This is a genomic window from Listeria welshimeri serovar 6b str. SLCC5334, assembly GCF_000060285.1.
Taxonomy (GTDB): Bacteria; Bacillota; Bacilli; order Lactobacillales; family Listeriaceae; genus Listeria; species Listeria welshimeri.
Map to the genome: position 1 here is coordinate 97,861 of NC_008555.1, position 26,263 is coordinate 124,123.

At 36.2% G+C, this 26,263-nt stretch carries 28 protein-coding genes, 1 pseudogene and 1 riboswitch; of the genes and pseudogenes, 20 read left to right on the forward strand and 9 right to left on the reverse strand.

Translation table 11 applies throughout. The features are described 5' to 3' along the window. The first annotated feature begins 105 nt into the window (after positions 1–105). Both LWE_RS00475 and LWE_RS14600 read left to right on the forward strand, forming a co-directional pair. Entirely contained in the window at positions 106–993 is an 888-nt protein-coding gene (locus LWE_RS00475) for an ROK family protein (RefSeq protein ID WP_011700966.1), read from the forward strand. A gap of 13 nt (positions 994–1,006) precedes the next feature. Then, positions 1,007–1,156 carry a hypothetical protein gene (locus tag LWE_RS14600; protein WP_011700967.1) on the forward strand — a complete coding sequence of 50 codons (150 nt, stop codon included), beginning with the start codon at positions 1,007–1,009 and terminating at the stop codon, positions 1,154–1,156. Positions 1,157–1,220: 64 nt separating this feature from the next. Here the strand turns inward: LWE_RS14600 and LWE_RS14735 are convergent. The 4 genes and pseudogenes from LWE_RS14735 to LWE_RS00490 form a co-directional block, all read right to left on the reverse strand. Next, positions 1,221–1,682 (reverse strand): annotated as a pseudogene (locus tag LWE_RS14735) (DUF4143 domain-containing protein); the annotation flags it as partial. Between the two features lie 13 nt (positions 1,683–1,695). Then, positions 1,696–2,313, reverse strand: a complete 618-nt coding sequence (locus LWE_RS14740) for an ATP-binding protein (protein ID WP_231845337.1) — start codon at positions 2,311–2,313, stop codon at positions 1,696–1,698. A 350-nt stretch (positions 2,314–2,663) separates the two neighbouring features. Further along, the gene (locus LWE_RS00485) at positions 2,664–4,445 is read right to left on the reverse strand and encodes an ABC transporter ATP-binding protein (protein ID WP_011700968.1); all 1,782 of its coding nucleotides are present in this window, start codon (positions 4,443–4,445) and stop codon (positions 2,664–2,666) included. After that, positions 4,438–6,180, reverse strand: coding sequence for an ABC transporter ATP-binding protein (locus LWE_RS00490; RefSeq protein ID WP_011700969.1), 1,743 nt, complete (start codon positions 6,178–6,180; stop codon positions 4,438–4,440). Before LWE_RS00490 ends, LWE_RS00485 begins: the two co-directional genes overlap by 8 nt. Before the next feature lie 142 nt (positions 6,181–6,322). Between LWE_RS00490 and LWE_RS00495 the strand changes: the two genes are divergently transcribed. The 3 genes from LWE_RS00495 to LWE_RS00505 all read left to right on the forward strand — a co-directional run bounded on the left by LWE_RS00495 (position 6,323) and on the right by LWE_RS00505 (position 9,125). After that, on the forward strand, positions 6,323–7,156 hold the full coding sequence (locus LWE_RS00495; RefSeq protein WP_011700970.1) for an AraC family transcriptional regulator: 834 nt from the start codon (positions 6,323–6,325) through the stop codon (positions 7,154–7,156). 39 nt (positions 7,157–7,195) lie between these two features. Further along, entirely contained in the window at positions 7,196–8,314 is a 1,119-nt protein-coding gene (locus LWE_RS00500) for an alpha/beta hydrolase (protein ID WP_011700971.1), read from the forward strand. 103 nt (positions 8,315–8,417) lie between these two features. Continuing rightward, on the forward strand, positions 8,418–9,125 hold the full coding sequence (locus LWE_RS00505) for an EAL domain-containing protein (RefSeq protein ID WP_077904730.1): 708 nt from the start codon (positions 8,418–8,420) through the stop codon (positions 9,123–9,125). Here LWE_RS00505 and LWE_RS00510 read toward each other — a convergent pair. Next, on the reverse strand, positions 9,095–9,790 hold the full coding sequence (locus tag LWE_RS00510) for a Crp/Fnr family transcriptional regulator (RefSeq protein ID WP_011700973.1): 696 nt from the start codon (positions 9,788–9,790) through the stop codon (positions 9,095–9,097). The two genes, LWE_RS00505 and LWE_RS00510, sit on opposite strands and share 31 nt — an antisense overlap. A 213-nt stretch (positions 9,791–10,003) precedes the next feature. Here LWE_RS00510 and LWE_RS00515 point away from each other — a divergent pair, with 213 nt between their 5' ends. Further along, entirely contained in the window at positions 10,004–10,492 is a 489-nt protein-coding gene (locus LWE_RS00515) for an RNA polymerase sigma factor (protein WP_011700974.1), read from the forward strand. Continuing rightward, positions 10,485–11,558, forward strand: a complete 1,074-nt coding sequence (locus LWE_RS00520) for an anti sigma factor C-terminal domain-containing protein (protein ID WP_011700975.1) — start codon at positions 10,485–10,487, stop codon at positions 11,556–11,558. The genes LWE_RS00515 and LWE_RS00520 overlap by 8 nt, the downstream gene beginning before the upstream one ends. Before the next feature lie 32 nt (positions 11,559–11,590). Here LWE_RS00520 and LWE_RS00525 read toward each other — a convergent pair whose 3' ends face one another. Next, on the reverse strand, positions 11,591–12,043 hold the full coding sequence (locus LWE_RS00525; RefSeq protein ID WP_011700976.1) for an ImmA/IrrE family metallo-endopeptidase: 453 nt from the start codon (positions 12,041–12,043) through the stop codon (positions 11,591–11,593). 5 nt (positions 12,044–12,048) lie between these two features. Next, positions 12,049–12,384 (reverse strand): helix-turn-helix transcriptional regulator, encoded by a 336-nt coding sequence (locus LWE_RS00530; RefSeq protein WP_003721740.1) that lies wholly within the window; start codon positions 12,382–12,384, stop codon positions 12,049–12,051. 218 nt (positions 12,385–12,602) lie between these two features. Here LWE_RS00530 and LWE_RS00535 point away from each other — a divergent pair, with 218 nt between their 5' ends. From LWE_RS00535 to LWE_RS00550, 4 genes are read left to right on the forward strand one after another with little or no spacing between them, the layout of a single operon-like run. After that, entirely contained in the window at positions 12,603–13,031 is a 429-nt protein-coding gene (locus tag LWE_RS00535; protein WP_011700977.1) for a hypothetical protein, read from the forward strand. Between the two features lie 11 nt (positions 13,032–13,042). Further along, positions 13,043–13,459, forward strand: coding sequence for an ArpU family phage packaging/lysis transcriptional regulator (locus LWE_RS00540; protein WP_011700978.1), 417 nt, complete (start codon positions 13,043–13,045; stop codon positions 13,457–13,459). Between the two features lie 37 nt (positions 13,460–13,496). Further along, positions 13,497–13,919 carry a phage holin family protein gene (locus tag LWE_RS00545; protein WP_011700979.1) on the forward strand — a complete coding sequence of 141 codons (423 nt, stop codon included), beginning with the start codon at positions 13,497–13,499 and terminating at the stop codon, positions 13,917–13,919. Beyond that, positions 13,900–14,628, forward strand: coding sequence for an N-acetylmuramoyl-L-alanine amidase (locus tag LWE_RS00550; RefSeq protein WP_011700980.1), 729 nt, complete (start codon positions 13,900–13,902; stop codon positions 14,626–14,628). Before LWE_RS00545 ends, LWE_RS00550 begins: the two co-directional genes overlap by 20 nt. A 32-nt stretch (positions 14,629–14,660) precedes the next feature. On the opposite strand, the gene LWE_RS00555 is transcribed toward LWE_RS00550, so the two are convergent. Beyond that, positions 14,661–17,054, reverse strand: a complete 2,394-nt coding sequence (locus LWE_RS00555) for a bifunctional metallophosphatase/5'-nucleotidase (protein ID WP_077904697.1) — start codon at positions 17,052–17,054, stop codon at positions 14,661–14,663. Positions 17,055–17,239: 185 nt separating this feature from the next. Between LWE_RS00555 and LWE_RS00560 the strand changes: the two genes are divergently transcribed. Further along, positions 17,240–17,989, forward strand: coding sequence for an EAL domain-containing protein (locus tag LWE_RS00560; RefSeq protein WP_011700982.1), 750 nt, complete (start codon positions 17,240–17,242; stop codon positions 17,987–17,989). 61 nt (positions 17,990–18,050) lie between these two features. On the opposite strand, the gene LWE_RS00565 is transcribed toward LWE_RS00560, so the two are convergent. Then, the gene (locus LWE_RS00565; RefSeq protein WP_011700983.1) at positions 18,051–19,559 is read right to left on the reverse strand and encodes an IMP dehydrogenase; all 1,509 of its coding nucleotides are present in this window, start codon (positions 19,557–19,559) and stop codon (positions 18,051–18,053) included. Positions 19,560–19,734: 175 nt separating this feature from the next. Between LWE_RS00565 and LWE_RS00570 the strand changes: the two genes are divergently transcribed. The 8 genes from LWE_RS00570 to LWE_RS00605 all read left to right on the forward strand — a co-directional run bounded on the left by LWE_RS00570 (position 19,735) and on the right by LWE_RS00605 (position 26,263). Continuing rightward, complete coding sequence (locus LWE_RS00570; protein ID WP_011700984.1) at positions 19,735–19,968, forward strand: (4Fe-4S)-binding protein; 234 nt, start codon at positions 19,735–19,737, stop codon at positions 19,966–19,968. 11 nt (positions 19,969–19,979) lie between these two features. Further along, positions 19,980–20,258: a GNAT family N-acetyltransferase gene (locus LWE_RS00575; protein WP_011700985.1), complete on the forward strand. Its 279-nt coding sequence runs from the start codon at positions 19,980–19,982 to the stop codon at positions 20,256–20,258. A gap of 139 nt (positions 20,259–20,397) precedes the next feature. Further along, positions 20,398–20,500, forward strand: a riboswitch (SAM riboswitch). An 86-nt stretch (positions 20,501–20,586) separates the two neighbouring features. Continuing rightward, positions 20,587–22,161, forward strand: a complete 1,575-nt coding sequence (locus tag LWE_RS00580) for an ABC transporter substrate-binding protein (RefSeq protein ID WP_011700986.1) — start codon at positions 20,587–20,589, stop codon at positions 22,159–22,161. 101 nt (positions 22,162–22,262) lie between these two features. Then, a complete protein-coding gene (locus LWE_RS00585) occupies positions 22,263–23,213 on the forward strand; it encodes an ABC transporter permease (protein WP_011700987.1) in 951 nt (316 codons plus the stop codon). A 10-nt stretch (positions 23,214–23,223) separates the two neighbouring features. Continuing rightward, positions 23,224–24,117: an ABC transporter permease gene (locus tag LWE_RS00590; protein WP_041176394.1), complete on the forward strand. Its 894-nt coding sequence runs from the start codon at positions 23,224–23,226 to the stop codon at positions 24,115–24,117. Between the two features lie 191 nt (positions 24,118–24,308). After that, on the forward strand, positions 24,309–24,593 hold the full coding sequence (locus LWE_RS00595) for a DUF3130 domain-containing protein (protein ID WP_011700989.1): 285 nt from the start codon (positions 24,309–24,311) through the stop codon (positions 24,591–24,593). After that, a complete protein-coding gene (locus LWE_RS00600; protein WP_011700990.1) occupies positions 24,594–24,962 on the forward strand; it encodes a hypothetical protein in 369 nt (122 codons plus the stop codon). After that, on the forward strand, positions 24,959–26,263 hold the full coding sequence (locus tag LWE_RS00605; protein WP_011700991.1) for a T7SS effector LXG polymorphic toxin: 1,305 nt from the start codon (positions 24,959–24,961) through the stop codon (positions 26,261–26,263). The genes LWE_RS00600 and LWE_RS00605 overlap by 4 nt, the downstream gene beginning before the upstream one ends.

A 26,263-nucleotide genomic window follows, 5' to 3' on the forward strand; every position in this document is an offset into this window, starting at 1 on the left:
TTTTTTTGAGGTTATAATTTGAAGGGAAAATAGTCGCTAAATAGAGGACAAAATGACAACTTGCGTATTACAATGAATAAAAGAGACTTGAAAGGGAGTAGGCAAATGTATTTTGTATACGATATTGGCGGAACTTTTATTAAATTTGCTTTGATGGAAAATAATGGTGCTATAAAAATGAAAGATAAATTCCCTACAACAGCTAAAAGTGCTGATGAATTAGTGGCGCAAATGGTAGAAAAATTTAAACCTTTTCAACAAAAAGTGAAAGGTATTGCTGTAAGCTGTCCAGGAGTTGTCGATTCTGAAAAAGGCGTTATTTATCATGGTGGTTCGTTATTATTTATGCATGAAAAAAATCTTGCTGAAATGCTTGCACGCGAATGTCATGTGCCTGTTGTTATACAAAATGATGCCAAAAGTGCTGCCCTTGCAGAACTTTGGTTAGGTGTGGCGAAAGATGTACAAAGTGCGGCTATTTTAACCCTAGGAAGTGGCGTTGGTGGTGGAATTATTATCGACGGCAAATTGCAATCTGGTTTTCATTTGATGGCTGGAGAGGTGAGTTATATGGAGACAACTTTTGATACTCAGAAACTGCGGGGAAACTTTTTTGGACGGACGGGGTCTGCGGTTGAGTTAATTAAGAGAATTGCTACTGAAAAAAATTTGATTAATAAAAAAGACGGCGAACGTGTTTTTGAACTTATTAACCAAGGTGATGAGGTCGCAAGCCAAATATTCGATGATTATATTTTTGGTTTAGCTTCACAAATTTTAAATATCCAATACTTGATTGATCCCGAAATTGTGGCGATTGGTGGTGGAATTAGTGCGCAACCGATTGTTGTCGAGCGACTCAATTCAGCTGTTCAAGCTATTAAATCTGCGAATCCGTTCCATGCAGCCCAACCGAAAATCGTTACTTGTCGTTTCCAAAATGATGCGAACTTATACGGAGCATTGTATAATTTTTTCTTGCAGTTCAATTAAAGGAGAACTGCAAATGGAATTTACATATGAAATTATTGAAATAGATGCAAAGATGCCTGTAAAATATATAATTCATAATATGCCAGATGCGATTGCGGTGCCTAGACACTGGCATGAGGCACTTGAAATCAGTTATACAATTCATGGATTTGTGCAGAATTAGAGGCATTACAGAAATTATTAGATGAATTTATTAAATAAGTAGCAAGTAATAAAAACTCGCTACATTATTTATCAGATAATAACCAGTCAACAATATAAATAATAGGAATTCCATCTATTTGAGTTGTTTCATAATATCTACTAGTAATAACGATTTTTTTATTATTATCCTTAATATTTAAAAGATTATCTGTTTCATGTGTGTTATTTGGTAATTCATAAGCTACTTGGATATATAATGTTTCGTCTAGCTTTCTAGCAACAAAATCTATTTCTGTACCATTAAGTTTACCAATATCTACTGTATAGCCTCTACGTAGTAATTCTACATAAACGATATTCTCTAAGCGATTACTATAATTTCCATTTTTTCTGCCAACAGCATTTCGTCTTAAACCTGTATCTATTATAAAATATTTTCCGTTAGTTCTCAGATATTCTCGCCCACGAATATCATATTGTCTCGCTCTGTAAAATAAATAACCGCTCTCTAGTAAATCCAAATAACGATTTACAGTATGGACAGTTGTGTCAACGCCCTCACATTTTTAACGTGTTTACAATTTTCGAAGCATTTACTAATTGGCCAACATTATCTGCTGAAAATCGAATAATGAATTTTAAAGCGGTAGCATCCTTTACCCTTGCTCTTAATAGAACATCATTTAAAACAATAGTATCAAAAATTCCGGATAAGATAGTATCTTTGATAGATTCTTCGGCAATAACAACACTCGGAAATCCCCCGTATTTTTCGTATTCATCGTAAGCGTTGTCTACTTTTCGAGAATCAGATTCAATACCTTTTACATGTAAAAACTCAGAAAATGAAAATGGATAAATGGGGATTTCGATGTAACGACCACTTAGAAGCGTAGCTATTTCACCGGAAAGCATATTAGCGTTTGACCCTGTGATGATAATGTCACTATTGAAGCTCACACGAATACCGTTAACAATGCGCTGCAAACCTGTGACCATTTGGATTTCATCAAATAGTAAATAAACCTTTTTATCATCTCTAGGCAGCAATTCGTCTAATTTTTGACGGAATTTTTCTTCTGTTGTTATTGTTCTATACTCAAAACTTTCGAAATTCATGTATATAATATGATTTTCATGTATCCCTTCTTGTAATAAGTACTCTTTATAAAGCATTAATAAGACTGACTTCCAGAACGACGCACCCCTGTAATAACTTTTATAAAATCGGAATCCTTGTATTGAATAAGTTGCTTGAGATAATTAGGTCTTTTAAACATCTACATCTCTCCAGTCTAGTAATCTTCTATTTATTGTTAATTCTATAATTATTTGAAGCCAACTACAAATAATAGATAAAATTAAGTTTTTAGGAAGTTTGGTTCTCGTGTTGACGGAGAAATTCAACTCGTTTATAAACAACTAAAAAAACAGGAATCTTGTATACACCATCTCATAGAATGGTTCTATACAGGGATTCCTGTTTCTTTGTTTGGAAGATTTTATTTATATACCAATGTTTTATTCTATAAAGCTTGCAACATATCAAACTGTGATTGATATAAATTATAGTAATAGCCATGTTGTGCCATCAGTTCCTCGTGACTGCCTGCCTCTTGAATTCGACCATTATCAATATAAAAGATGCGGGAACTATTTTTAATTGTTGAAAGACGATGAGCGATAATGAAAGAAGTACGTCCTTCAAGCAACCGTTCTAGCCCTTCTTGGAGTAAGATTTCAGTTTGTGTATCAATGCTCGAAGTCGCCTCATCAAGAATCAAGATTTTTGGATTAGCCAGAAGTGCACGGGCAAAAGAAATCAGTTGCCGTTGACCAGCTGAAAGAGTGCTACCCCGCTCTTTGACTTCGGTATAATAACCATCTTTTAATCCGGAAATGAAATCATGAGCGCGAACGACTTTGGCTGCTGCAATAATTTCTTCTTCCGTGGCATCTAGCTTTCCGTAACGAATATTTTCGATAATCGTTCCGGAGAATATAAAGGTATCTTGGAGCATGACGCCCATTTGTGACCTAAGCGATCTAAGCGTGACTTCTTCGACATTTTTTCCATCCACTAAAATTTCTCCAGAATTAATATTGTAAAAACGGCTGAGCAAATTAATTATAGTCGTTTTTCCAGCGCCAGTCGGTCCAACAAGCGCAATCGACTCACCCGCATCCACATGAAAATTAATCCCTTTTAGAATGTCAACGCCTTCCTCATAACGGAAATAAACATCTTTAAAGTCCACATCTCCAACGATTGGTGGCATCTTTTTCGCATTCGGAACGTCTTTAATATCTGGCTCGACATCCATTGTTTCGAAAATCCGCTCTAAATAAGTAGTTGCGGTAATAAGGGAATTATAAAAGTTACCAATATTAATTACAGGATTCCAAAAATTCCCAACGTAACCAATGAAAGCGATAAGTGTCCCAGTTGAAACATCCACTCCGTAACCTTTAATTCCAACAAAATAAATCAAGCAAGTTGTCATTACGGCAATGTTTTGCACACCAGGCCAAAGTAAGAATTGAATTTTTATTGCTTTCATCCAAGAACGACGATATTCATTACTAACCTCAGTGAAAATCTCAAAATTTTCTTTTTCCCGTGAAAAACTTTGTGTCACTTTTATTCCTGCAATACTTTCGTGGATATACGCATTCATATTGGATTGTTTATTACTAAGAACCTGGTACGCTTTCCGCTGCGCTGTTTTAATCACCATCACTATCACAAAAAGAACAGGAATAAGCGCTAAACTATACAGCGTTAAAACTGGGTCAATCATGAGCATAAAGCCAAGCGTCACAATCACACTTAAAATATCAGAAATCAAATTAATAAGCCCATTAGAAAGTAAATCACTCAGCATATTGATGTAATTAACAACCCGAATCAAGATTTTCCCATGTGGTCGACTATCAAAATAAGAAAAAGGAAGTTTCTGCAAATGACTAAAAATGGCAGTACGCATATCTTTTAAAATATCTTGCCCAATTAACGTAATGGATCTAATGCGGTATCGCATACAAAGTCCAGTCACAACAACAGAAATAATAAAAATAATCGCAATCCAAAATAGTTGTGTCATGTTTTTATTTGGAATCGTGTCATCAATCACAACTTTGGTTAAATACGGGCCAATCATCGTTGCCACATTTGCGAGTAAGATAACAAACAGTGTGATATAGATGGATTTTTGATAAGGTTTTACGTAAACAAGAATACGTTTTAAATGTGCGGCGCTAAATGCTGTTTCCAAGTCTTCATCAATATCAAATTTATTTCTAGCCATTCACATTCGCCTCCGTTCCCAGTTGTTTATTGTAAATATCAAAATAATAACCTTTTTTCGCGAGCAAACTAGCATGTGTACCGCGTTCAATAATTTCGCCCTGATTTAAAATTAAAATTTCATCAGCTTCTTTAACAGAAGAAATACGGTGCGCGATAATAAAAGTAGTTGTATTTTCAGTAATCTTCTTTAATTCTCCTTGGATTTTCACTTCGGTTTCCATGTCAACAGCAGAAGTAGTATCATCCAAAATCAAAATAGATGGATTTTTTAAAAGCGCGCGAGCTAGAGATATGCGCTGCTTTTGACCACCAGAAAGTCCAACACCACGTTCGCCAACAATAGTATCGTAACTTTCGGGCATTGTTTCAATGAAGTGGTCCGCGTCAGCAATTCGCGCCATTTTCCTAACATCTTCCATCGTCGCATCCGGTGCGCCGAATGCTATATTTCCTTCAATCGTATCGGAAAACAAGAAAATATCTTGCATTACTGTAGCGATATGATTTCTAAGTTCTCGCACATGCCATTTTCTCGCGTCGACCCCATCAATTAAAATCTCCCCAGAAGTTGGATCATAAAATCGACAAATCAAGTTGACTAAGGTCGATTTTCCAGCGCCAGTTTCGCCTAAAATAGCAATTGTCTGACCCGGAGAAGCTTTCAATGAAATATTTTTGAGTACATCGGTATTTGGATCATCTTCAAAATGAAAGCTAACATTTTTAAACTCAACATGACCTTGAAGCGCTGGTACTGATTTTTCCGCATGGATAGGGATTTTGCCATCAGTCGCCATCATATCTTGAATTTTAAAGGAAGAAGCAATAAAACGTTGAACATCGTTAATAAGCCAACCACTCATTCGCATTGGGCCATTCAACATCCAAAGAAACCCATTAAAAGCAACTAAATCTCCAAGTGTCATTTGTCCTTTTATCACTAAATAACCACCGAAAATAAGCGTGATAACAACAAGTATTCCAGCGAGCGAATCAAGCACGGGCAAATAGGCTCTAGAAACATCAGCAGAATCTAAGTTCCGTTTTTTGAAGTCTTCATTATGCTCGTGGAATTTTTCCATTTCAAAATCTTCGCGCGCAAATGCTTTTACAACGCGATTCCCACTAATGTTCTCTTCTACCATTGAGTTAAGCCGCGAAAAGCTTTCTCGGATTTCATAAAAAACTGGCTGTGCTTTACTCGACATTTTTATTGTTAAAATAGCAATGAGCGGTGTGATAATAACTAGTGCAAGCGTTAATTTCCAGTCAATTGTAGCCATAATAATAATCGCAAAATTAAACAAAAACACATTTTCTAAAATATTATAAGATACCCATGAAACAAAATGACGAATCGCATCTGTATCACCAGTCATCCGCGCCATAATATCCCCAACACGCGTATTATTGAAAAAGTCAAAATCAAGGGACTGCAATTTCTTATAAAGGTCCTCTCTAATTTTGAAAAGTGAATTTTGTCCAATTCGTTCGCACATAATCTGATAAGAATAACGACAAATAGTCCGAATAACAGTTGAAATAATCATAATTAAGAGTAGTGGAATAAGTAAATTCGATTTATTTTGATAAACAACATCGTCAATCACTTTCCCGCCTAATAATGGATAAATAATACTAATACCAGAAGCAATAAAAATTAAAATAAATGCACCAACCATAAGCAGACGATATTTTCGTACATACTGCCAAATCCATTTCATACTTTCCATTTTTTCACATCCTTTAACTTTCATATATTCATTTAGTTTACACCCCTAATTTCGAAAAAGAATGGTTTATATTCGCTGGAAGCATGGACAATGTTATATAATTAAAGGATAATTGTAAGCGTTACAAATAGGAGGTGAGAAGATGCTAAAAATAAATACCACAACATTCAATCCTCAAATTTTATATGTAGCTAATTGCTATACAAACGAGGTGCGCATCGGTGACAACCACCATCATGACTTTCTAGAAATCTCGATTATTTATGATGGTAAAGTTATTTATGATATTGAAGGAGAACGAGTTGAATTAGAAAAAGGCGATATGCTTATTTTTAATCCTGGGGTAAAACATTACGATATTACCGAACCGGGCATGACAAATGCTCAACTCCATATTGGTTTTCGTAACTTTACGCTTGAAGGATACTCGCGAAACACTTTTCCATTCAAAAAAGCTTTTTTACGAAAAAAAGAAGAAGATTCTGCCATTTTATCAATTTCCAAACAGATTATTGAAGAAAAAGATGCAGAAAAACCTGGCTATGACTTGATTTTGAAAGCTTTTGTCATGCAACTTATTATCCATGTATTGCGAGAGGCGACTCCTGAACAATTGGAAAATAACGGCGTCAAATTGTCTACAGATGAACAACAAAAACAGTTGCTTGTGAACGAAATTATTCATTATATGGAGAAACATCATACAGAAGATGTATCGCTTTCCACTCTTTCACAAACAATGTACATTAGTCCTGCTTATATTTCTAAAGTATTCAAAGAAGAAACCGGAGAGTCACCCATTAATTATTTAATCAAAATTCGTCTTTCGCGTGCAGAAGAGTTACTCAAAAATAAAAACATTACGGTGAAGCAGGCGGCCAATATGGTTGGATATAATGATGCTTATTATTTTAGTAAACTTTTCAAAAAATATTATGGATTCCCACCATCAGAAAATTGGCGCAAATCGAGTTGAAGTATAAAATGAGTAAATTTAGAAAGAAGGAAAATAATCATGAATTATAAACAAGCTTTAAACTATTTAAAATCAAATAGCAACATAGAACAAGAAGAAGGAACAGAAGTTATTTTCAAAATGGCAGCGGATACATCTCGAGGGGATTTGGATCCATTTTTGTTAAAAGACCGTGAAAAAGAACTGGAAGGAACAAATGCTACGATTGAAAAAATGCCACAAGAAATCAAAATGCCAGATTTTTCAAATTTAGAAGTGGCAACTGCAGCTGCTCTTCAAATGAGAGCAACTATGGGTAGCGATAATATCGATTTATCTAATGGAGTAACGACCGATCATAAAATAGTTCAAGGTAATTACGGCGATATCCCAGTTCGGATTTATCGTCAGGAAGAGACGACGAAATTAGTACCAGCATTGATTTTTTATCATGGTGGTGGCTTTGTTGGTGGAACTCCAACTGTAGTAGAGAACTTTTGTAAAGGAATCGCAGAAAAATTACCTGCTGTCGTTATTAATGTGGACTATCACTTGGCGCCAGAATTTCCAGCCCCCGCAGCGCCAAAAGATTGTTTCCGAGTACTTGAGTGGGTAGCGGAAAATAGTGCTGAGCTTGGTGTGGTTGCTTCAAAAATAGGTGTTTCTGGAGATAGTGCAGGCGGAACTTTAGCAGCAGCGGTTAGTTATATGGATAGAGAGGCGAAGACCAATTACGTTGGATTCCAAGCATTATTATATCCAGCATTAACTTTGATAGATGAAGATAATGAAAAATACCAATGGGATATTTCCAAATTTAGCGCATCTGATGACACAATTCCACTTGTTGCACCAGGAATAATTGGAATGAATAGCTCCGTTGAATTATTACGAACTGTCTATGTGAGAGATGAAAATCCCGCTTCACCAATCTATTCTCCATTATCAGCGGCAGATAAAAGTATTTATCCACCAACGTTGATAGCTAGTGCGGAGTTTGATGCCCTAAGAGCTTTTGCGGATATTTTTGCAAAAGAGTTACGAACAAGTGGTGTAAAAACGAAAGCGATTGTCTACCAAGGGATGTGTCACGCTTTTATAGATAAATACGGCATTTTTCCTCAAGCAGAAGATGTAGCAGATGAAATAGTTCAAATGATGAAAGAAGTATTTAAATAACATTTTTGCAGGCATTTTTCGGAATGCCTGTTTTTTATTGGACTAAATTTTGCGGTTAGTAGTAAAAATGTATTAGAATAGAGAATAGAAACAGGAAGGGATGATAGGATTCGTGAAATTCCAACTTTTTATTCAACCAAAGTTAGATGTTCTTCAAGGTAATATTGTCGAATATGAAGTGCTTTTGCGCGATGATAGTGAAGTTCCTAGATTTCCTTTGTCGGAGCTAGAGGCTGTGCTTGCAGATGAAAACTTATACTATGTATTTACAGAGTGGTTTTGTCATGCTTTTTTTGAGGTCTTAAATAAATATCCCAATGATCGATTTGCGATTAACATAGCACCCCAACAACTTTTTTATATGGAAACTGTTCATTTACTTGATAAATTACGAAGTGAAAGTCATCGAATAACTATAGAAATAACCGAAGACATTTTTGATGTTCCGGCCCATAAAAGACATTTGAATGCCAATGACAAAGATGCCTTTATTCTAAATAAAATTAAAGTAATCCATGGACTGGGTTATCATATTGCAATGGATGACGTGGGTTGTGGGCTGAATAGCTTAGAACGAGTAATGAGCTACCTTCCATATATCACAGAAATTAAATTCTCTTTGCTTCATTTCAAAGATATTAATTTAGAAGATTTACTTTTGTTTATTAAAGCATGGGCGAATTTTTCTCAAAAAAACAATCTTGATTTTGTTGTTGAAGGTATTGAAACAAAAGAAACCATGGCGATATTAGAAAATCACGGTGTTTCCATTTTTCAAGGTTACTTAGTTAATAAGCCATTCCCAGTATGAAAGCTTTCTACTTGTGCCACTAATTTTTCATAAGAACTTATAATAATCGGTTTTTTTGAAAGAAGTAGTCCACTTGCACGAATGGTTTCAAGTGCTTCTGTAATTCGTGCACGACTAGAGCGACAGTAGTCTGCTAAGAAAGTTTGTGTTATATAGTTTGGAAGCTCAATGGGTCCGTCCAATTGCTGAAGACGAAGAATCTCAATGATTTCTACTAAAATCCGCGTTACTTTTATTAATGGCGGCTGATTAATGTATTTATAGTTTTTAGCAGTAAATAAGTACCTAACAATAACGTTATCAAGCACCATGTGGAAAAATTGAGGGTTTGCATATAAATAATTAAGGAAAAACTCCCGATCAATAAGTAAAACTTGCCCATTATTCAAAGCTCTCACTCGATATTCCATGATTTTGGAAGTAGTATTAGTTTCTAGTAATCCTTCTATTCCAAATATGGTCTTTTCAGAAATCAAAGCATTTATCATCCAGCGTCCTTCAAGCGTAGGTCCTTCTAAAATAGCTGTTCCGGACAAAATGACACCAACTTGAGGCGTTTTGCTTGAATGCTCTCCAAAAGAGTGAAATATATCTCCTTTTTTAAAAGGGAGTTTACTTGAGAAGTCACTTGAAATAATATCTGAAAAATCAGTATCATAAAACATAATCTCAACTCCTATACTAATAAATATTGGTTGTTATGTAACTTTACTTCGAAATGAACTAAAAAGATACCGATTTTAACCAATTTATGTGCAAAATTCAAACAATAGACACATTTTAGTAATATTTTAGACACTTTTTCGCCATAATACAAATTTTAAAATAGTGTATACTTTTTGCGGCTTTGTGCATTGTATATTTAAGGAGGGGGATAATTGTTACTTTCGGATGAACAAATCATACAAGTTACAAAGCAGATGTACGTTTATTTAATAAGACAGGGAGTTAGGGCCGAAGTAGCAAAAGACCTTGCGCAAGATGCTATTATTAAAGCTTGGCGTTACGAGAAAGAAATCCCTCTTGAAAAACAAAAAGCCTTTATCTTTAAAATCGTAACGAATGAATTCTATCAGTATTACCGAAAACACAAAAGAGAAATCATTACAGAAGACTTTAGCCACCTAATCCATTCCGGAGAATTGACGGATAATTTATTAATACAGCAAGAACAAAGCACAGAAATCATAAACACGATGAAAAATCTAAATGAAAATCATCAAAAATTATTAATGATGAAATATGATATCGGCATGAGTTATCAGGAAATTGCAGAGTATTTGGATACAACTCCATCTAACGTGAAGACCTATTTATCAAGAGCTAGAAGTGCCTTTAAGAAAATCTGGGGGGATTTTAATGAGTAAGGAACCAAATGATGAATTAGAAGACTTGTTTGATATAGAAAAAATGAGCAAAGAAGTAAAAAAAGTAAAGCGTCGTAGCATTTCTAAAACATCAGTAATCATTATCGGGATTGTATTACTTATTCTTGCTGGGGTACTTGGTTATTTATATATTTCTAACAAAGTAGCTTCGGATAAAGCAAGAAAACAAGCAGAAAATCATGTAGCTTTCGTAACAACTATCAATGAATTCTATAAATATCCGAATACCATTCTTCAGACATCTACAGAAATAAGTGATAATAATCGTAAAGTGGAGATATCAGAGGTGAATTTCAAATTATTAAAAGATAGATTTATTCCGTTTACTACAGCAACTATGAGTTTAGATTCAGATGGTATAGGCTCAGGCTATCCTACAATAGAAATTAATTTAGAAGAGAAAGAAAAAGACGGGGAGAAATATAAAGTTGGTATTAATGATTTAACAACTGGAAATAGATTAGCTGATTATTACCATCCTTTGAAAAAATATTCTTCTATGAAACAAGATTTGAAAAAATTAAGCGAATTTCCTAAAAACACCTATTTAGAGATGGCTATCTCTTTTGATAAAGCTTATTCCTCTCTAGAAGTGGAAAAAATGTTACCCAATAATTTAAAACCAACGTTCTTTTGGTTAGATGGTTATGATCTTTCTATTGATGACATGCCTTCACCCCTTAATGAACAATTATATGGTTATGATAATCCCAATACTAATTTAGAGAATAAATTCTGGACAAATCCAATAGAAGACGAACAAGATTATATCAAACAAATGAAGTTGAGCAACTTTACTTTCTATTCTAATGGAAGTATTTCACAAGATGGTACAGTATATGGTTCTGGTAAAAGCGTTTATAAGGTTTTAAAAACTAAATCCGATAAAGGAGAAAAGTTGGTTATCGGAATTTCCATCGTTGCCACTAAAGAAGAATTACAGCAATTAGCCAATGTAAATTATATCCGAGCATCAAGTGTAGGCGTAATTTCAAACGCAGTAGATGCAGCAAACTACTACGAACAAACTGGGGAAATCAATTGAAAAAGGACACTCTGGATTTTCAGAGTGTCCATTTAAAATTTTTTATACACATCGATAGAGTTGCCAAAATTGATTAGATAATCCCCGCAATCATACATTGGGCCGTATTTTTCAGCATAATGAGAAACGGTATGTCGTAAAAACTCTTCGGTAACTTCTAAAAACTCAGCAACCTCAAAATATTCCCTTAAACCGAGATAAAAACAGGTAATTATATCATCTAATGGAATTAATTCTTCATATCCTTTTCGGCGGGCAAAAAGTTCTTGTTTCTTATCTGAAATAGTTTCTTGTTTTGTAATATTTCCTACAGTGTATTTATAATGCATGAGTTCTTCAACTAAAATACAACCTTTTTCTATAGAAGATCGATCCTTGCTTATAAAAATCATTCCATTTAAATAAAGGCCAGGTAATTTATAAGGCATTTTCTCTTCTCTAATAGTTACCTCGTCTTGGTATTTATTGACCAATTTTTCGTACAATCAAATCACATCCCGCGATGGAGTTTTTTCTTCATCTCTATATAAGCTAAAATATCTCGCATTTCTTCCTCTGTTACATCATCATCAATATGAGCGGCAATTGTCACCAAGCGTTCGTCAACAGGTGGTAAATTTCTTTCGGGAAAAAAGTCATCTAATCTTTTGTTGAATATTTTTGCAAGTTCAAATAAAACATCTTGATTTGCTTTACGGTCGCCATTCTCATAGCGGCTAATTGTTTGACGAGTAGTATGAAGCTTTTCTGCCAATGCTTCTTGATTTAGACCTCGTTCCTCGCGATATTGTTTTATTTTATTTCCTACAAATTTATTTAACTCCATAATAATTGTCCTCCATATGTTTATGGCTAAAGTATAGCATTTTTAGCACCAAATTGGAACTTTTTTGAACAAATTTGTATTATAAAGTTTACTGGTAACCAAAATGGTGCTATAATAATTGTAGAGCTAGAAAATAAATGAGGTTTCATTTCGCATCATAAGCACCATTTTGGTGACAAAAGTAACCTTATAAAATTATGAGATGGAAGTGGGAATGGATGGATAGACAACTTTTAAAAGAAAAGCAAATCCAACTGATTTTTCAACTTGAACAAGAAGAAAATAGATTTATTCGGAAGCGTTTAATAGAAGAGTTGGAGTATTTTGAAGCACTTGGAGATAGAGAAAAAGGGCTTTTAACGGCAGAACAAAAATTACTTATATTAACACCTAGCGAATACAGAGAATATAAAAAGACAAAATCAGATGTACAAATTAGCAAATTAATTGGAGTTTCAAGGTCATCACTTGCTGATTGGAAACGTAAAAAGGGATTAAATAGAAAAAAGCGGCAGTCAGTTCAACGGGAGATGATTGAGGTTTTAGCTTTTCATCTAGATAAGTCAGAAGAAGAAATTGGCTCTTTGCCAGCTTCGGCTATTGAATGCCAGTATGAGGCTTTTGTAATTAATGAATCCCATAATTAAGGAGTGATCAAATGCAAGTTTTAGTTTTACCAGAAAATAAAGATATCAATTATATCAAGACAGTGCATGAAGTAAAACGATTTTTTACTGATTTTCAGCGTTTTCGAGTGATTGCAGGATTATCGCAAAAGCCGTGTCTTACAATGAATGGATTTTTAGAGGAATGCCAATTTGGGTCGGTCGCATTTGCTGCTAGACACAATAAAGAAGTTATCGCAGAAGCTCGCTGGTTAGTTCAAAAATACACTGAAAAACTAAATCAAATGGATGGATTATATCGGAAAATTTTGCTTGAGTGCTATATAGAACGCAAACAAGATGTTGCAATAATGATGGATTTACCATATGAAATAGCCCAGTTTAAAAGAATTAAAAAAAGAGCTGTGCTTGAACTGGCCTCAATTATGGGGATTTTGGTTAGGAAATGACGTGGATTTTGGTGAAAAAATTGAAAGGAGGCGTTATATGGACTTTTTTCTAAAACTTGGAATAACAGTTTTTGGCGCGGTGTTTGGATACTTGTTTGGGGATGTGGATTTATTGGTAAAAGTGCTGGTGTGCTTTATTATAGCTGACTATATCTCTGGGCTACTTGCATCAGGGTATCTAGGGGAACTTAGCAGCAAAATGGGTTTCAAAGGAATCGCGAAAAAAATTGCTATCTTAATTTTAGTAGCTATTGCGCATCAAATAGATTTGATTCTCGGAACGCATAATACAACGCGGGATGCAGTTATCTTTTTCTATTTGGCGAATGAGTTGATTTCTATTTTGGAAAATTTTGTTCGAATGGGGATGAAAGTCCCGGAAATATTGAAAAATTTAATTTTAATTTTTGATGCAAAAGCAGGAGATGAGGAGGAAAAGCATGACAAAAATATGGATTGATGCAGGTCATGGTGGGAAAGATTCTGGCGCAGTTGGAAACGGGCTTGTCGAAAAAGATTGGGTGCTGACTGTAGCGAAACAAATTCAAAATGAATTGATGAAAGCTGGTTTTGAAGTTGGTATGACACGAACAAATGATACTTTTTATGAATTAAGTGATCGTGCTAAAAAAGCAAATAGTTTCAAAGCGGATTTATTTATTTCGATTCACTTTAATGCTGGTGGGGGAAAAGGTTATGAAGACTATATTTATACGTCTACTCCCGCGAAAACAGTTGAAATACAAAAAATTATCCACAAAAATGTTATCTCTAAAATTACTAAACATGGAATGAACGACCGAGGAATAAAGAAAGCTAATTTTGCTGTTTTAAGAGAAACGGCAATGGATGCAATTTTACTTGAGGCTGGTTTTTGTGATAGTACAGACGCGGCTATTCTTGAAAAACAATCCTATAAAAATGATTATTGTTCAGGTATTGTTGCAGGCGTTCAGGAGATTTTTGGAGCTATGGTTACAAAATATCGTGCAGGAAAATATTTGACTAGCGACGATGCTATTTCTGGCAACAATATCAAAGGTTATTTGGAAGCAGGAACGAAGGTTTTTGTTTATAAAGAAACAGACAAAACGCTTAATTTAACTACGAAAAAAGGTGTACCAGGAAGTTGGGTTCTAAAAACAGAAGTGAATATTGGAAAGAGATAAAAAGAGCGACCAATTTGGTCGCTCCTTTTTAATCAACCCTTTTTACGTAAAGTATAAAGAGCTGTAGTTGTTAAAATAAGACCGAATACTGTTGCAAGTCCTGCTGTATCACCTGTTGTTGGTAAGGTTGTATTGGTATTTCCACTAGGAGTAGTGTTTGGTGTAGTAGTGGCTGGCTTTTCAGTTGTCGTTGTTCCGCCTGTTGTCCCAGATCCATTGCCTGCATTACCATTACCGTTATCCGTTCCACCATTATTTCCATTACCGTTATCCGTTCCACCATTATTTCCATTACCATTATCTGTCCCACCATTACCATTATCCGTTCCGCCATTGCCGTTATCTGGTGGAGTAGTTGCGGCTGCTTGAACTGTTGTTTGGAAAGTAGTGCTGTATCCGTTAGAGTCTGTAATAGTTGTTGTGATTTGGTCGCCTTCTTTAAGGTCTAAAGAAGATACATCTACGGAAAATTTGCCATTTGTATCAGCAGTTGCAGTTGGATCAGCGGCACGAGCCATTTTGGCAGTAGTATCAGCTTTTTGAACAGCAACTGTAGCAAATGGTAAAGTAGTTCCGGTTAATGCTTTTTCTTTTTCAGCTAGTTTGTTAATTTTTGTTGCGTCTTTAATTGCTTTGATTGCTGCATCTTCGGTTTCTTTGTCGATTTCAGCTTTGGATTTGTAGACTTTACGTCCTTCTTTTTGAGCCGTAATGACTTTGCCGGCAGCTTTTTGGTCTTTGATGTAATTGATGAATGTTTCTGTATCTGGGTCAATTGCAGTTACTAAGTTAGCTTTTTTGAAAGCAGAGAATCCGTCTCCACCGCCAAATAGGAAGTCATTAATTACGACTTTGTATTTTTGGTCCGCTTTTAAAGGAGTGCCATCTTCAGTTGTAACGCTTGCCACTTTGTACGCATGATCTAAGTCATCTGTATCTGTGAAAGTGTATTTTAATCCAGAAATTTGAAGGAAATAAGTTTGGTTGCTTAAATATTGTTGGTTTAATGCTTCAAGAATATCCGCACCAGTCATTTCCACCACTTGAAGAATGTTACCAAATGGTTGAACAGCTTGAGCCGCGCCCCATGTGATTTCATTTTGACCATTTGCAAGGCGAGTAGTAAGGTCAGCACGAATTCCGCCATTATTTGTCATAGCAAAGTCGACATCGGCGCCAGCTTTATTTGCCATATAACGTTGCGCATCTGTAATCATATTACCAAGCTCGGATTCTTTATCATCAATTGCTTTATTGTCTAAGTTTGTGTCACGAGAAATGACATCTTTATTTGCAAGGCCGATAGTTTCGTTAATAACTCCTTCAATGCGACTTTTTGCATCTTCAGTTACGGCCGTAATATCTGCATTTGGTGTGACGTTTCTCGTATTGTATGTAATTTTAGCATCAGGTGGAGTAACGAAATCACCGGTTGTTTTATCAAGTTCGCCAGTTACGTCTGAAAAAGCTTTGCCATTGTTGTAACTTTGAACAATCCGAGTTTTTCCAACTAGTCCATTTGTGTATTGGTGATTATGTCCTGCAAGAACTAAATCGACTGAGTTATTGGGGTCTAGTTCATTTGCTTTTGTCATCATATTAGCAGCTTCTCCAGCTACATCTTGTTTAGTTCCAGTGTTTGGGTTCCCAGTGGAAAGGGCTGGAACGTGTGATAAAACAACGATTGCGTTAACACCTTGACCTCTGAGTTCAGCAGAGTATTTTACGATAGTTTCTGCTTCATCAAGGAAATCGTAGTCTTTAATATGATTTGCAAGAACTAAATTAGGAATTTCTGTTGTAACGATACCAATAAAGCCAACTTTAACACCATCAATTTCTTTTACATAATAAGGTGAAAAGCCTTCTGCAACTTTGTTTGTACCTTTGTTGACCACATTAGCTGCGACGATTTTCATGTCACTTTTAACGCGTGGATAAGCTTCTACGATTGGTCCGAATTTACTTGTAGAAACGCCGTCCAAAATGCGTTTGTATTCAGGCAAACCTTCATCAAATTCATGGTTTCCTAAAGTGCCGACTTCGAAATTCATTTTTTGGAGAACTTTCATGGTTGGCTCATCCTGAAGTAAACCAGATACTGCTGGGCTTGCGCCGACCATATCACCAGCTTGAACTCGAATGGCATTGTCCGCACTAGCCTCAGGATTTGCTTGCAAAAATGAGTTAGTGGCGTTGTCCAAGTTAGTAGCTAAGTAATCTGCTCCTCCAATTGGTGAGCCGGATGCATCTTTGGAGGCTGTTTCAAGCGCTCCATGGAAATCATTTATCCCCAAAATCTGAATGGGAACCGTATCTGCTGCTGCTTGTGTTGTTGTCCCGGTGAATGGTGCAGTAAGTCCGATTGTGAGCCCTGCTACGAGTAAAACATGTGTAGTTTTCTTAAAAAATTTGTTCACTTTCACACTCTCCCTTTTTTCGCCAGTGGCAATTTGTAAGCGCTAACTCAAAGGTGCCTAGCTATAATTGTAGCAAAGTGGAATCTCCGTAGCAATAGGAAATATGGATTTTGTGTAAATGTAATGATAATATTTGGCTATATTTTTATTTCGTTTGAAAAAAGGGTAAACTATAGAAAAGGAGGGATAGGATGGATATCTCGAGCACGGAAATTTGGGATGCGATTAGGAGAAATAGTTATTTACTATATTATCAACCAAAAGTAGATGCTAAAACAAATAAAGTCATTGGTTTTGAAGGCTTAATCAGGTTGAAAACAGCGACAGCAGTTCTGGCCCCAATGGATTTCTTTGAGGATGTTGCCCTTTTAAATGCAACTCGGGAAATGCAAGATTTTGTTGCTGAAACGGCGATAGAACAGCTTAATCAGTTGGGTGGGCGTTTTTCTATTTCGATTAATATTCCAGCACATTATGTAGTAAGCAGTAATTATATGGCTTCTTTGTATGATTATGTGAAAGAACATTTAAAGTATCCGGAATGCTTAGAAATAGAAATTATTGAGCGAGGCGAGATTACGGAACTTGCTGTTGCAGACAAAAACTTAAGAAAAATCAAAAATCTTGGTGTCAAGGTGAGCATGGATGATTTTGGAAAAGGTTATAGTTCGCTTGCCTATTTGCGCAGTTTGCCAATTGATATTGTCAAAACAGATATGTCGTTTATTGCGCTTTTAAAAACAGATCGTCGACAACAAATAATTATTCAAGCAATTGTTAACTTATGCCATGATTTAGGTGGGAAAGTGGTCACGGAAGGCGTAGAAGACATTGAACAAGTGAAAAAATTACGAGAAATGAAAGTGGACTACTTTCAAGGCTTTTATTTTAGTCGGCCGCTACCAATGGAAGAAATCAAACAAAAATATTCCATCGTCTGAATAGAAAATTGGTTGGTGTGAGAATGGCAATTTACCAAATTCACACCAACCAATTTTATTTTTATTTAATTAAATTATTTGAAGCATCTTTTACAACAACATCATGTGCGCCGCCCTCTACGATAGAAGTAGATGAAACGAGAGTTATTTTTGCTTTTTGTTGTAGTTCAGGGATATTTAAAGCACCACAATTACACATCGTTGAACGGACTTTGCTAAGGCTGATTGCGACATTATCTTTCAAGGAACCAGCATAAGGGACATAAGAGTCTACACCTTCTTCAAAAGATAATTTCTTATCGCCACCAAGGTCATAACGTTGCCAGTTACGGGCGCGGTTAGCTCCTTCACCCCAATATTCTTTCATATATGTGCCATTTAAATTCACTTTGTTCGTTGGGCTTTCATCAAAACGAGAGAAGTAACGACCAAGCATAATAAAGTCAGCACCCATTGCTAGAGCTAGAGTCATATGGTAGTCATAAACAATTCCACCATCAGAACAAATCGGAATATAAATACCAGTTTCTTCAAAGTATTCATCACGAGCTTTAGCAACATCAATTAGTGCAGTTGCCTGACCACGACCAATACCTTTTTGTTCACGAGTGATACAGATTGAACCGCCACCAACACCAACTTTGACAAAATCAGCTCCAGCGTCTGCAAGATAACGGAAACCATCACGATCAACAACGTTTCCTGCGCCAACTTTGACAGTATCGCCGTACTCAGCACGAATATAGTCAAGCGTTCGTTTTTGCCATTCTGAGTAGCCTTCAGATGAATCAATACACAAAATATCTGCGCCGGCTTCTACAAGAGCGGGAACACGTTCTTCGTAGTCGCGAGTGTTAATTCCTGCCCCAACCACATAACGTTTGGAGGAATCAAGGAGTTCTAATTTGTTTTCTTTATTAGAGTCATAGTCTTTGCGGAAGACCATATGAACGAGATGTTCATTTTCATCTACAAGTGGTAAGGCATTTAATTTATGGTCCCAAATAATATTATTAGCTTCTTTTAAAGTAGTCGATTTATTAGCAGTAACTAACTTTTCAAAAGGAGTCATGAAATCAGCAACTTTTTCGTCTGGGCTCATCCGCGTTACTCGGTAGTCGCGACTTGTTACGATTCCTAGTAATTTTCCGTGCGCTGTGCCATCTTCTGTAACTGCAACTGTAGAATGACCAGTTTTTTCTTTTAAGTCAAGGATATCTTGAAGAGTTTTGTCTGGGCTGATGTTGGAATCACTAATAACAAAGCCGGCTTTATGATTTTTCACTCGTGAAACCATAGCAGCTTCACTTTCAATGGATTGTGAGCCGAAAATAAATGATACGCCGCCCTCAGTAGCAAGCGCGATTCCCATGTTATCGTCAGAAACAGCTTGCATAATTGCGGAAACTAGCGGAATATTCATTGTGATAGCTGATTCTTCACCTTTTTTAAATTTTACAATCGGTGTTTTTAAGCTAACGTTTGTTGGGACACAATCAGCAGACGAGTATCCTGGAACAAGTAAAAATTCACTAAATGTGCGGGATGGTTCTTCAAAATAAAATGCCATTATTTCCACTCCTTCTTCTATTTTTAATACACTTATAAAATATCTTTATTATTTCAATAACTGGCATGAAAGTCAATGATTGAAATACTTTTTTGACCATGTTCGTTACGTTTTCATTTACGCAAAAAGTGGAATATACTAAAAGCAGAATAACTTTGACAAAGGAGGTAATCAGATGGATGAAGAAAAGCTTTTAGAACAAGGTTACCGCAAGTATCGTGGGACGGATGTGGATGTTTATTTTAATACAAATGTTTGTGTGCATTCGGGTAATTGTGTGAAAGGTAATGCAGAACTTTTTAATTTGGATAGAAAACCGTGGATTGTGCCTGATAACGTGACAACAGAAGAGGCAAAGCGAGTAATTCATACTTGTCCAAGTGGGGCGCTTCAATATATAGAAAAATAGGAGGATATCTAATGGAATATAAAAACGGTGAAAATAGAATTTATGTAGTTAATGATGAAGGTGTGGAGATAGGCGAGGTGACCTTTGTTCCAACTGGGGAAGATATGTTTATTATTGACCACACTGGTGTAGATGATTCTGCTCGAGGTCAGGGTATAGCCCAAGAATTAGTAAAGCGCGCTGTTGAAAAAGCAAAATCTGAAGGGAAGAAAATTATCCCGCTTTGCCCATTTGCCAAATCGGAGTTTTCTAAGAAGCCTGAATATCAAGAAGTGCAAGCCGCAAAATAAAAGGTGTAGACTAGGTTTTAAACCTAGTCTATTTTTTATAAAAATAATTTTGGCATTTCAGTTTTCTCTTCTTGACATCTCCTTCGTTTCAGTGTATCTTTAATTCACAGTAAACTTATAGGAATAATAGTATTACGTTTTCTTATCAAGAGTGGTGGAGGGAATTGGCCCAGTGAAACCCAGCAGCGGAGCGCAAGTTCTATGCTAATTCCAATCAGAAGTAATATTCTGGCAGATAAGTAGCAGCTTTCAATAAGGCGCTTCGATTCTGACCAAAAAACAGAAGAAGCGTTATTTTTAAGCGCTAAAAGAGGGGAGTTTTTGTTAGATGAAGAAATTTTTATTAGTAGCGGTTATCTCGGTCTTTGCCTTGGTGTTAACTGCTTGCGGAGGTTCAGGTTCTAGTTCGGACAAAGCAAATGGTTCAGGCAAAGCGAAAGACGGCGGCTCTCTTATTATTGGCGTTACAGGGGATCCGGAAGTAATCAATCCGAATTATTCTTCAGACCGTGTAACATTAACAATTCAACAAGCTGTATATGCACCGCTATTTTGGGAAGTTGATGGCAAACCAGCACTTGCAAAAAGCTTAGATATTTCAGATGACAACTTAACTTACACTGTAAAACTAAAAGATGGTCTAACTTGGCACGACGGCAAACCTTTGACTGCAGACGATGTAGTATTTACTGTAAATTCTATTTTAGATACAAAACAAAACAGTCCGAATCGCGGGAACTTTGTTTTTGATGATAAACCTGTAAAAGTAGAAGCAGTAGACGATACAACAGTAAAATTCACGTTGCCAACAGTTGCTCCAGCCTTTGAAAATACAATTAAAACTTTCTTCCCAATTCCAAAACACATTTTTGATGGCGTAGAAAATATCGAGAAAAGTGATAAAAACAAAAAACCAATTGGTTCAGGTCCTTATAAATTTGTTGAATACAAAACAGGAGAATACGTTTCCTTAGAAAGATTCAATGATTATTTTGATGGAAAACCTAAATTAGATAAAGTTACTTTCCGAATCACAAAAGATCAAAATGCGGCTAATTTAGCACTTCAAAATGGAGAAATCAATTTAAAATCCATTCAACCTTCTGATAGAAAAAAAGTTGAAAAAGCGAGCGCGGTAAATATTATCACTTACCCTGAAAATCGTTTAAGCTATGCAACCTTCAACGAAAACCAACCAGCTCTTAAATCAAAAGAACTTCGCCAAGCCCTTTCTTATGCGCTTGATCGTGAAGAAATCATTGATGCAGCGTATGGTTCAGATGAATATGCAAAACCAGCTTCCTCTTTCTTAACAGAAAACACGAAATACTTCACTGATAAAGTAGAAACATACGACCAAGATATTGCAAAAGCGAAGAAATTAGTAAAAGAAAGTGGTTTTGATACAAGTCAAAAATTAACTGTTTACTACCTAAACAATAGTAAATCTCAAGAAAGTATCGCGCTATACTTACAACAACAATACAAAGAAATCGGCGTGACTCTTGACTTAAAACCGACAGATCCAAACGCGCTTAGCAACATCACGCTTGACCGCAAAAACGCAGATTACTCTATCGCCTTAAATGGTTATATCATGGGAAACGATCCTGATGCGTATAAATCTTTATACTTGAGCGATGCACCTTACAACTACTCTAACTATCACAACAAAGATTTAGATGCGCTTTGGGAAAAAGGAGCTGTAACTGCTGACGATAAAGAACGTCAAGAAGTCTATGAAAAAATTCAAAACACCATTGCGGATGACGCTGTAATCTATCCAATTTCTTATGATAATGCAGTGCTCGCTCTTGATAGCCGTTATGGTGGACAAAAAGCTGCAACACCACAACCAGTAACAATGTTCCGTGATCTTTCTAAACTATATTTAACGGAATAATAAATAAAAATCATTCGTAAAAAATCTGGCCTGCCATGCTTGTTTTTGGCAGGTTCAGGTTTTTACTTGTCATTTTTAGTGTTTTAGATAGGAGATAAATTATGCTAAAAACAATCATAAAACGCGTATTACAAATTATTCCGATGCTATTTATTATCTCGATTATTTCGTTTGCACTTATAAAACTAGCACCTGGGGATCCTGTGAATTCTTTTGTTACTCCTGATATGAATCCAGATGATGTAGAGCGGATTAGACAGAGTTTGGGACTTGATCAACCAATCTATGTACAATACTTTATTTGGCTTGGAAATTTGCTCCAAGGTAATCTTGGTTATTCGATTATAAATAGTCAACCTGTTTTACAACAAATTTTGGAGAGAATTCCTGCAACGCTTGGTTTGGTTGGAACTTCGCTTGTGCTAACATTGTTATTATCCATTCCGCTTGGTTTAGTTGCAGCGAATTATGAAAATACTTGGATCGACAAAGTATTAAACGGGATTTCTTATATAGGTATTTCCATTCCGATTTTTTGGTTTGGGATGATTTTAATTGATGTGTTTTCGATTCAGCTAGGTTGGCTTCCAAGTCTTGGAATGCGAACGATTGGGGTCGATTCTTTTTGGGACATGGCGGAACATGCGATTTTACCAGTTATAACCTTGACTTTCCAAGGGTGCGCTGCGTATTATCGCTACGTTCGTTCAAATACTATTAACCAATTAAAAGAAGAATATGTTTTATTCGGCTATGCAAAAGGATTATCCAAAGTACAAATCATGGGGCATCATGTATTGAAAAATTCCTTGTTACCAGTTATTACACTACTTGGAATGTCACTTCCGCAAGTCATTACAGGTGCTTTTATTACCGAAAGTATTTTTTCATGGCCGGGAATGGGTTCGCTAGGAATTAATGCGATTTTCCAATTAGATTATCCGGTTATTATGGCAATTACGCTTTTTTCAGCGCTATTATTAATTATCGGCAACTTGCTAGCCGATTTAGCTTATATGATTGTCGATCCACGGATTAGGGAAATGGGGTGAGGAATTCATGATGCGATTAGATTTTTCAAAAAAAACAATGCAAGATTTCGAGCGGGATGCAGAAGTAGTTCATGCGACGAGAGAGCGGAGTTTTTGGCGTTTTATGCTCGCTGACCGACGTGCTGTTTTTGCGACGAGTGTGCTGATACTTATTACAGTTGCTTGTATTTTTGCGTTCCTTTCCCCTTATGATCCTAATGCACTCTCGGTTCAGGACAAATTAATGCCGCCCAATTTGGCGCACTGGTTTGGAACGGATGACCATGGTCGAGATTACTTGACGCGCGTTTTGTATGGTGGCCGAGTTTCACTACTTGTTGGGGTATTTGCGATGATGATTGCCGTTGTCGTTGGTACACTAGCTGGTACTGTTAGTGGTTATTTTGGTGGTTTTATTGATAATATGGTGATGCGTTTTCTAGATATTTTCATGTCGATTCCTTCATTTTTCTTACTAATGATTTTAAATGCGTACTTAAAACCGGGGATTTCGAACATTATTATCATCATTGGATTGCTTTCATGGATGGAAGTAGCGCGGATAGTCCGAGCAGAAACACTGACGTTAAAAGAACGTGAATTCATTTTGTATTCCAAATCATCTGGTGGTGGATTTTTCCACATAATGTTCAAACACATCATTCCAAATGCGATGCCATCTATCGTCGTTGCAGCTTCATTAAACGTCGCTACAGCCATTTTAACCGAGTCGGCACTAAGTTTCCTTGGACTCGGAGTTCAACAACCTAACGCTTCATGGGGTAGCATGCTGAACAATGCGCAAGGCTACGTCGGTGAAGCAACATACTTGGCACTTTTCCCAGGACTATTAATTTTGATGACCATTCTTTCATTTAATGTCCTTGGCGATGTACTAAGAAAAGGCCTATCTCGCAGATACTAATACAAAACACTTTGACTTTCTCCGTCAAAGTGTTTTTTTGCGCAAAATATTCCATCAGAAGCCAACTTATTCACTTCATCTAGCTCATGAAGCCAATTTTTGTTCATAAAACGCTCACAAAAAGAGGGCGTTCCCGGTGCTATAATTAAAGGATAAGGTTTCATTATTATAGACAGAGATGAGGCGCAGAAATGAGTGAAATTAAAGTTAAAGAAGCAACCTTGAAAAAACATTCGACAAAGTTAGAATCTAAAGTCAAATCAGACGAATATTTACCAATGAAAGGTGGCAATATGGCATACAGTCAAGCCAATTCCATCAACCATTTTCGGACAGCATTGTATGACTTGGTAGACGCGGTGGACAATTTTCAAGGTGTGGTAGGAACGGATGCCAAAAGATTGAAAGAATTAGGCGCATCATATACTCGCAAAGACCAAGAGCTTAAAGGGAGCATGGGATTAGGGGGTAAATAAATGGATGCAAAGAGCCAGCAAGTGGAGTCACAACTGCAATTGCTGAAAAAACAACAATCCGCGGCCGAAGATTTTTTACAAGATTTACAACGACAACAAAATGAACAAGAGTGGTTAGCGGAAGATTTTGCACGTGTCCATCAAGAAGAACGGGAGTCGCTGGAACTTTTACGCGAAGTTTGGCAAGGCGCAGAATCAAGAAGTTTCGGCTATTATTTGGCAGATCTACAGGAAAAAGAAAAACAGAAGTGGCATAAAATAATCCAAGCGAACCAAGAAGAACACCAAAAAAACATCATCGCTTGCCAAAAAAACATCTACCAATTAGAAACTCAACAACAAGACTTACAAAAGGAGTTGTTACAGTGAGCCGAATTGACATCGGAGAAATACAAACCTTTGCGCACCAACTACATACAGCTAATGAAGCCGGAAGAAAAAGCATTAAAGATATCAAAACCGCTGTGAAAAATTATACCGAAGACAGCAGTTTAAAAGGAAAAGCAGTTGATGCATCGAAAAATTACTACCAAATGACCTATTTCCCATTATGTGATGCGATAATCGAAGCAATGAACGAAAGCGAAGAACGATTAGCGAAATATATAGCCGATTTTCACGCCCAAGTGGATGGTTCAGCTGATGCGAGAATTGATGCGGACGGTTTATACGAACTCGGGAAAATGATTGATCTCATCGAAGCGAAAAAAGAAGCACTAGCACAGCGAATGAATACTGGAACAGAGGGGCAAATGCAGAGCTATCGTTCCCAGCTGAGTATTGCCTACAAACAAGAAAATATCTTAGAAAAATACTTGGCTTTTGAACAGAGTCATAGCGGCTTTTTTGATAATTTAACCGATTTAGTCCAAGGAATTCAACAGACTATTCGCGAACTCCAGTCGAACATTCAATTTAACAGTAAAACGGGCACCTATGATATGAGCAAACTGAATTTCACCACGGTAACTCGGATGCAAAACGCCTTAGGAAAAGCGCTAAAAGATAACCAAACAACATTCAATTTTGACGAATATCAAAAAACGTACCGTGGTCAAATGTGGGTGTTAATGAAAAATGGTATAGTAGATGTAGAAGCAACGAACGCGTATAATGCCGCTGTGCTAAACGGGGAATTACCACATGATGGGAATGCCCCAGAACAAGATGCGGAACAATTAAAGGCAGTGCTAGAATCACTGAAAAACAAAAAAGACCCTATTACTGGAGTAGATATAAGTAGCGCACACGTTATATCTATTTTGAGTGGACTAGTATTTACCTATACTGCTGGTATCTATAAAGGAAAGAAAATCAGTATTTCTAATCACGATTTATGGAAAATTAGAAACAAAAACGGCACTCAAAAAGTAATATATAGTGCCAATGGTAAACCTTATCTAAGAGCATTAAGAAGAACTCAATTTGATGAAATTTTAAAAAACGGTTTCCCTGATGGAACAAAGTTCAATCAACATGCTTATAATTCACTTTTCAAATCTGGTAGAAAAGATATTATGCCTGATGATATCATTGAAGCACTAAGTAATAAACCAGTGCCATCAGAACCTGGAAGCGTAAAATATGTAAATGAAAAAACTGGAACGTCTGTATTTGTTAACCCTGAAACAAATACAGTTGTTGGAATATGGCCTCAAAAATTTAAATAG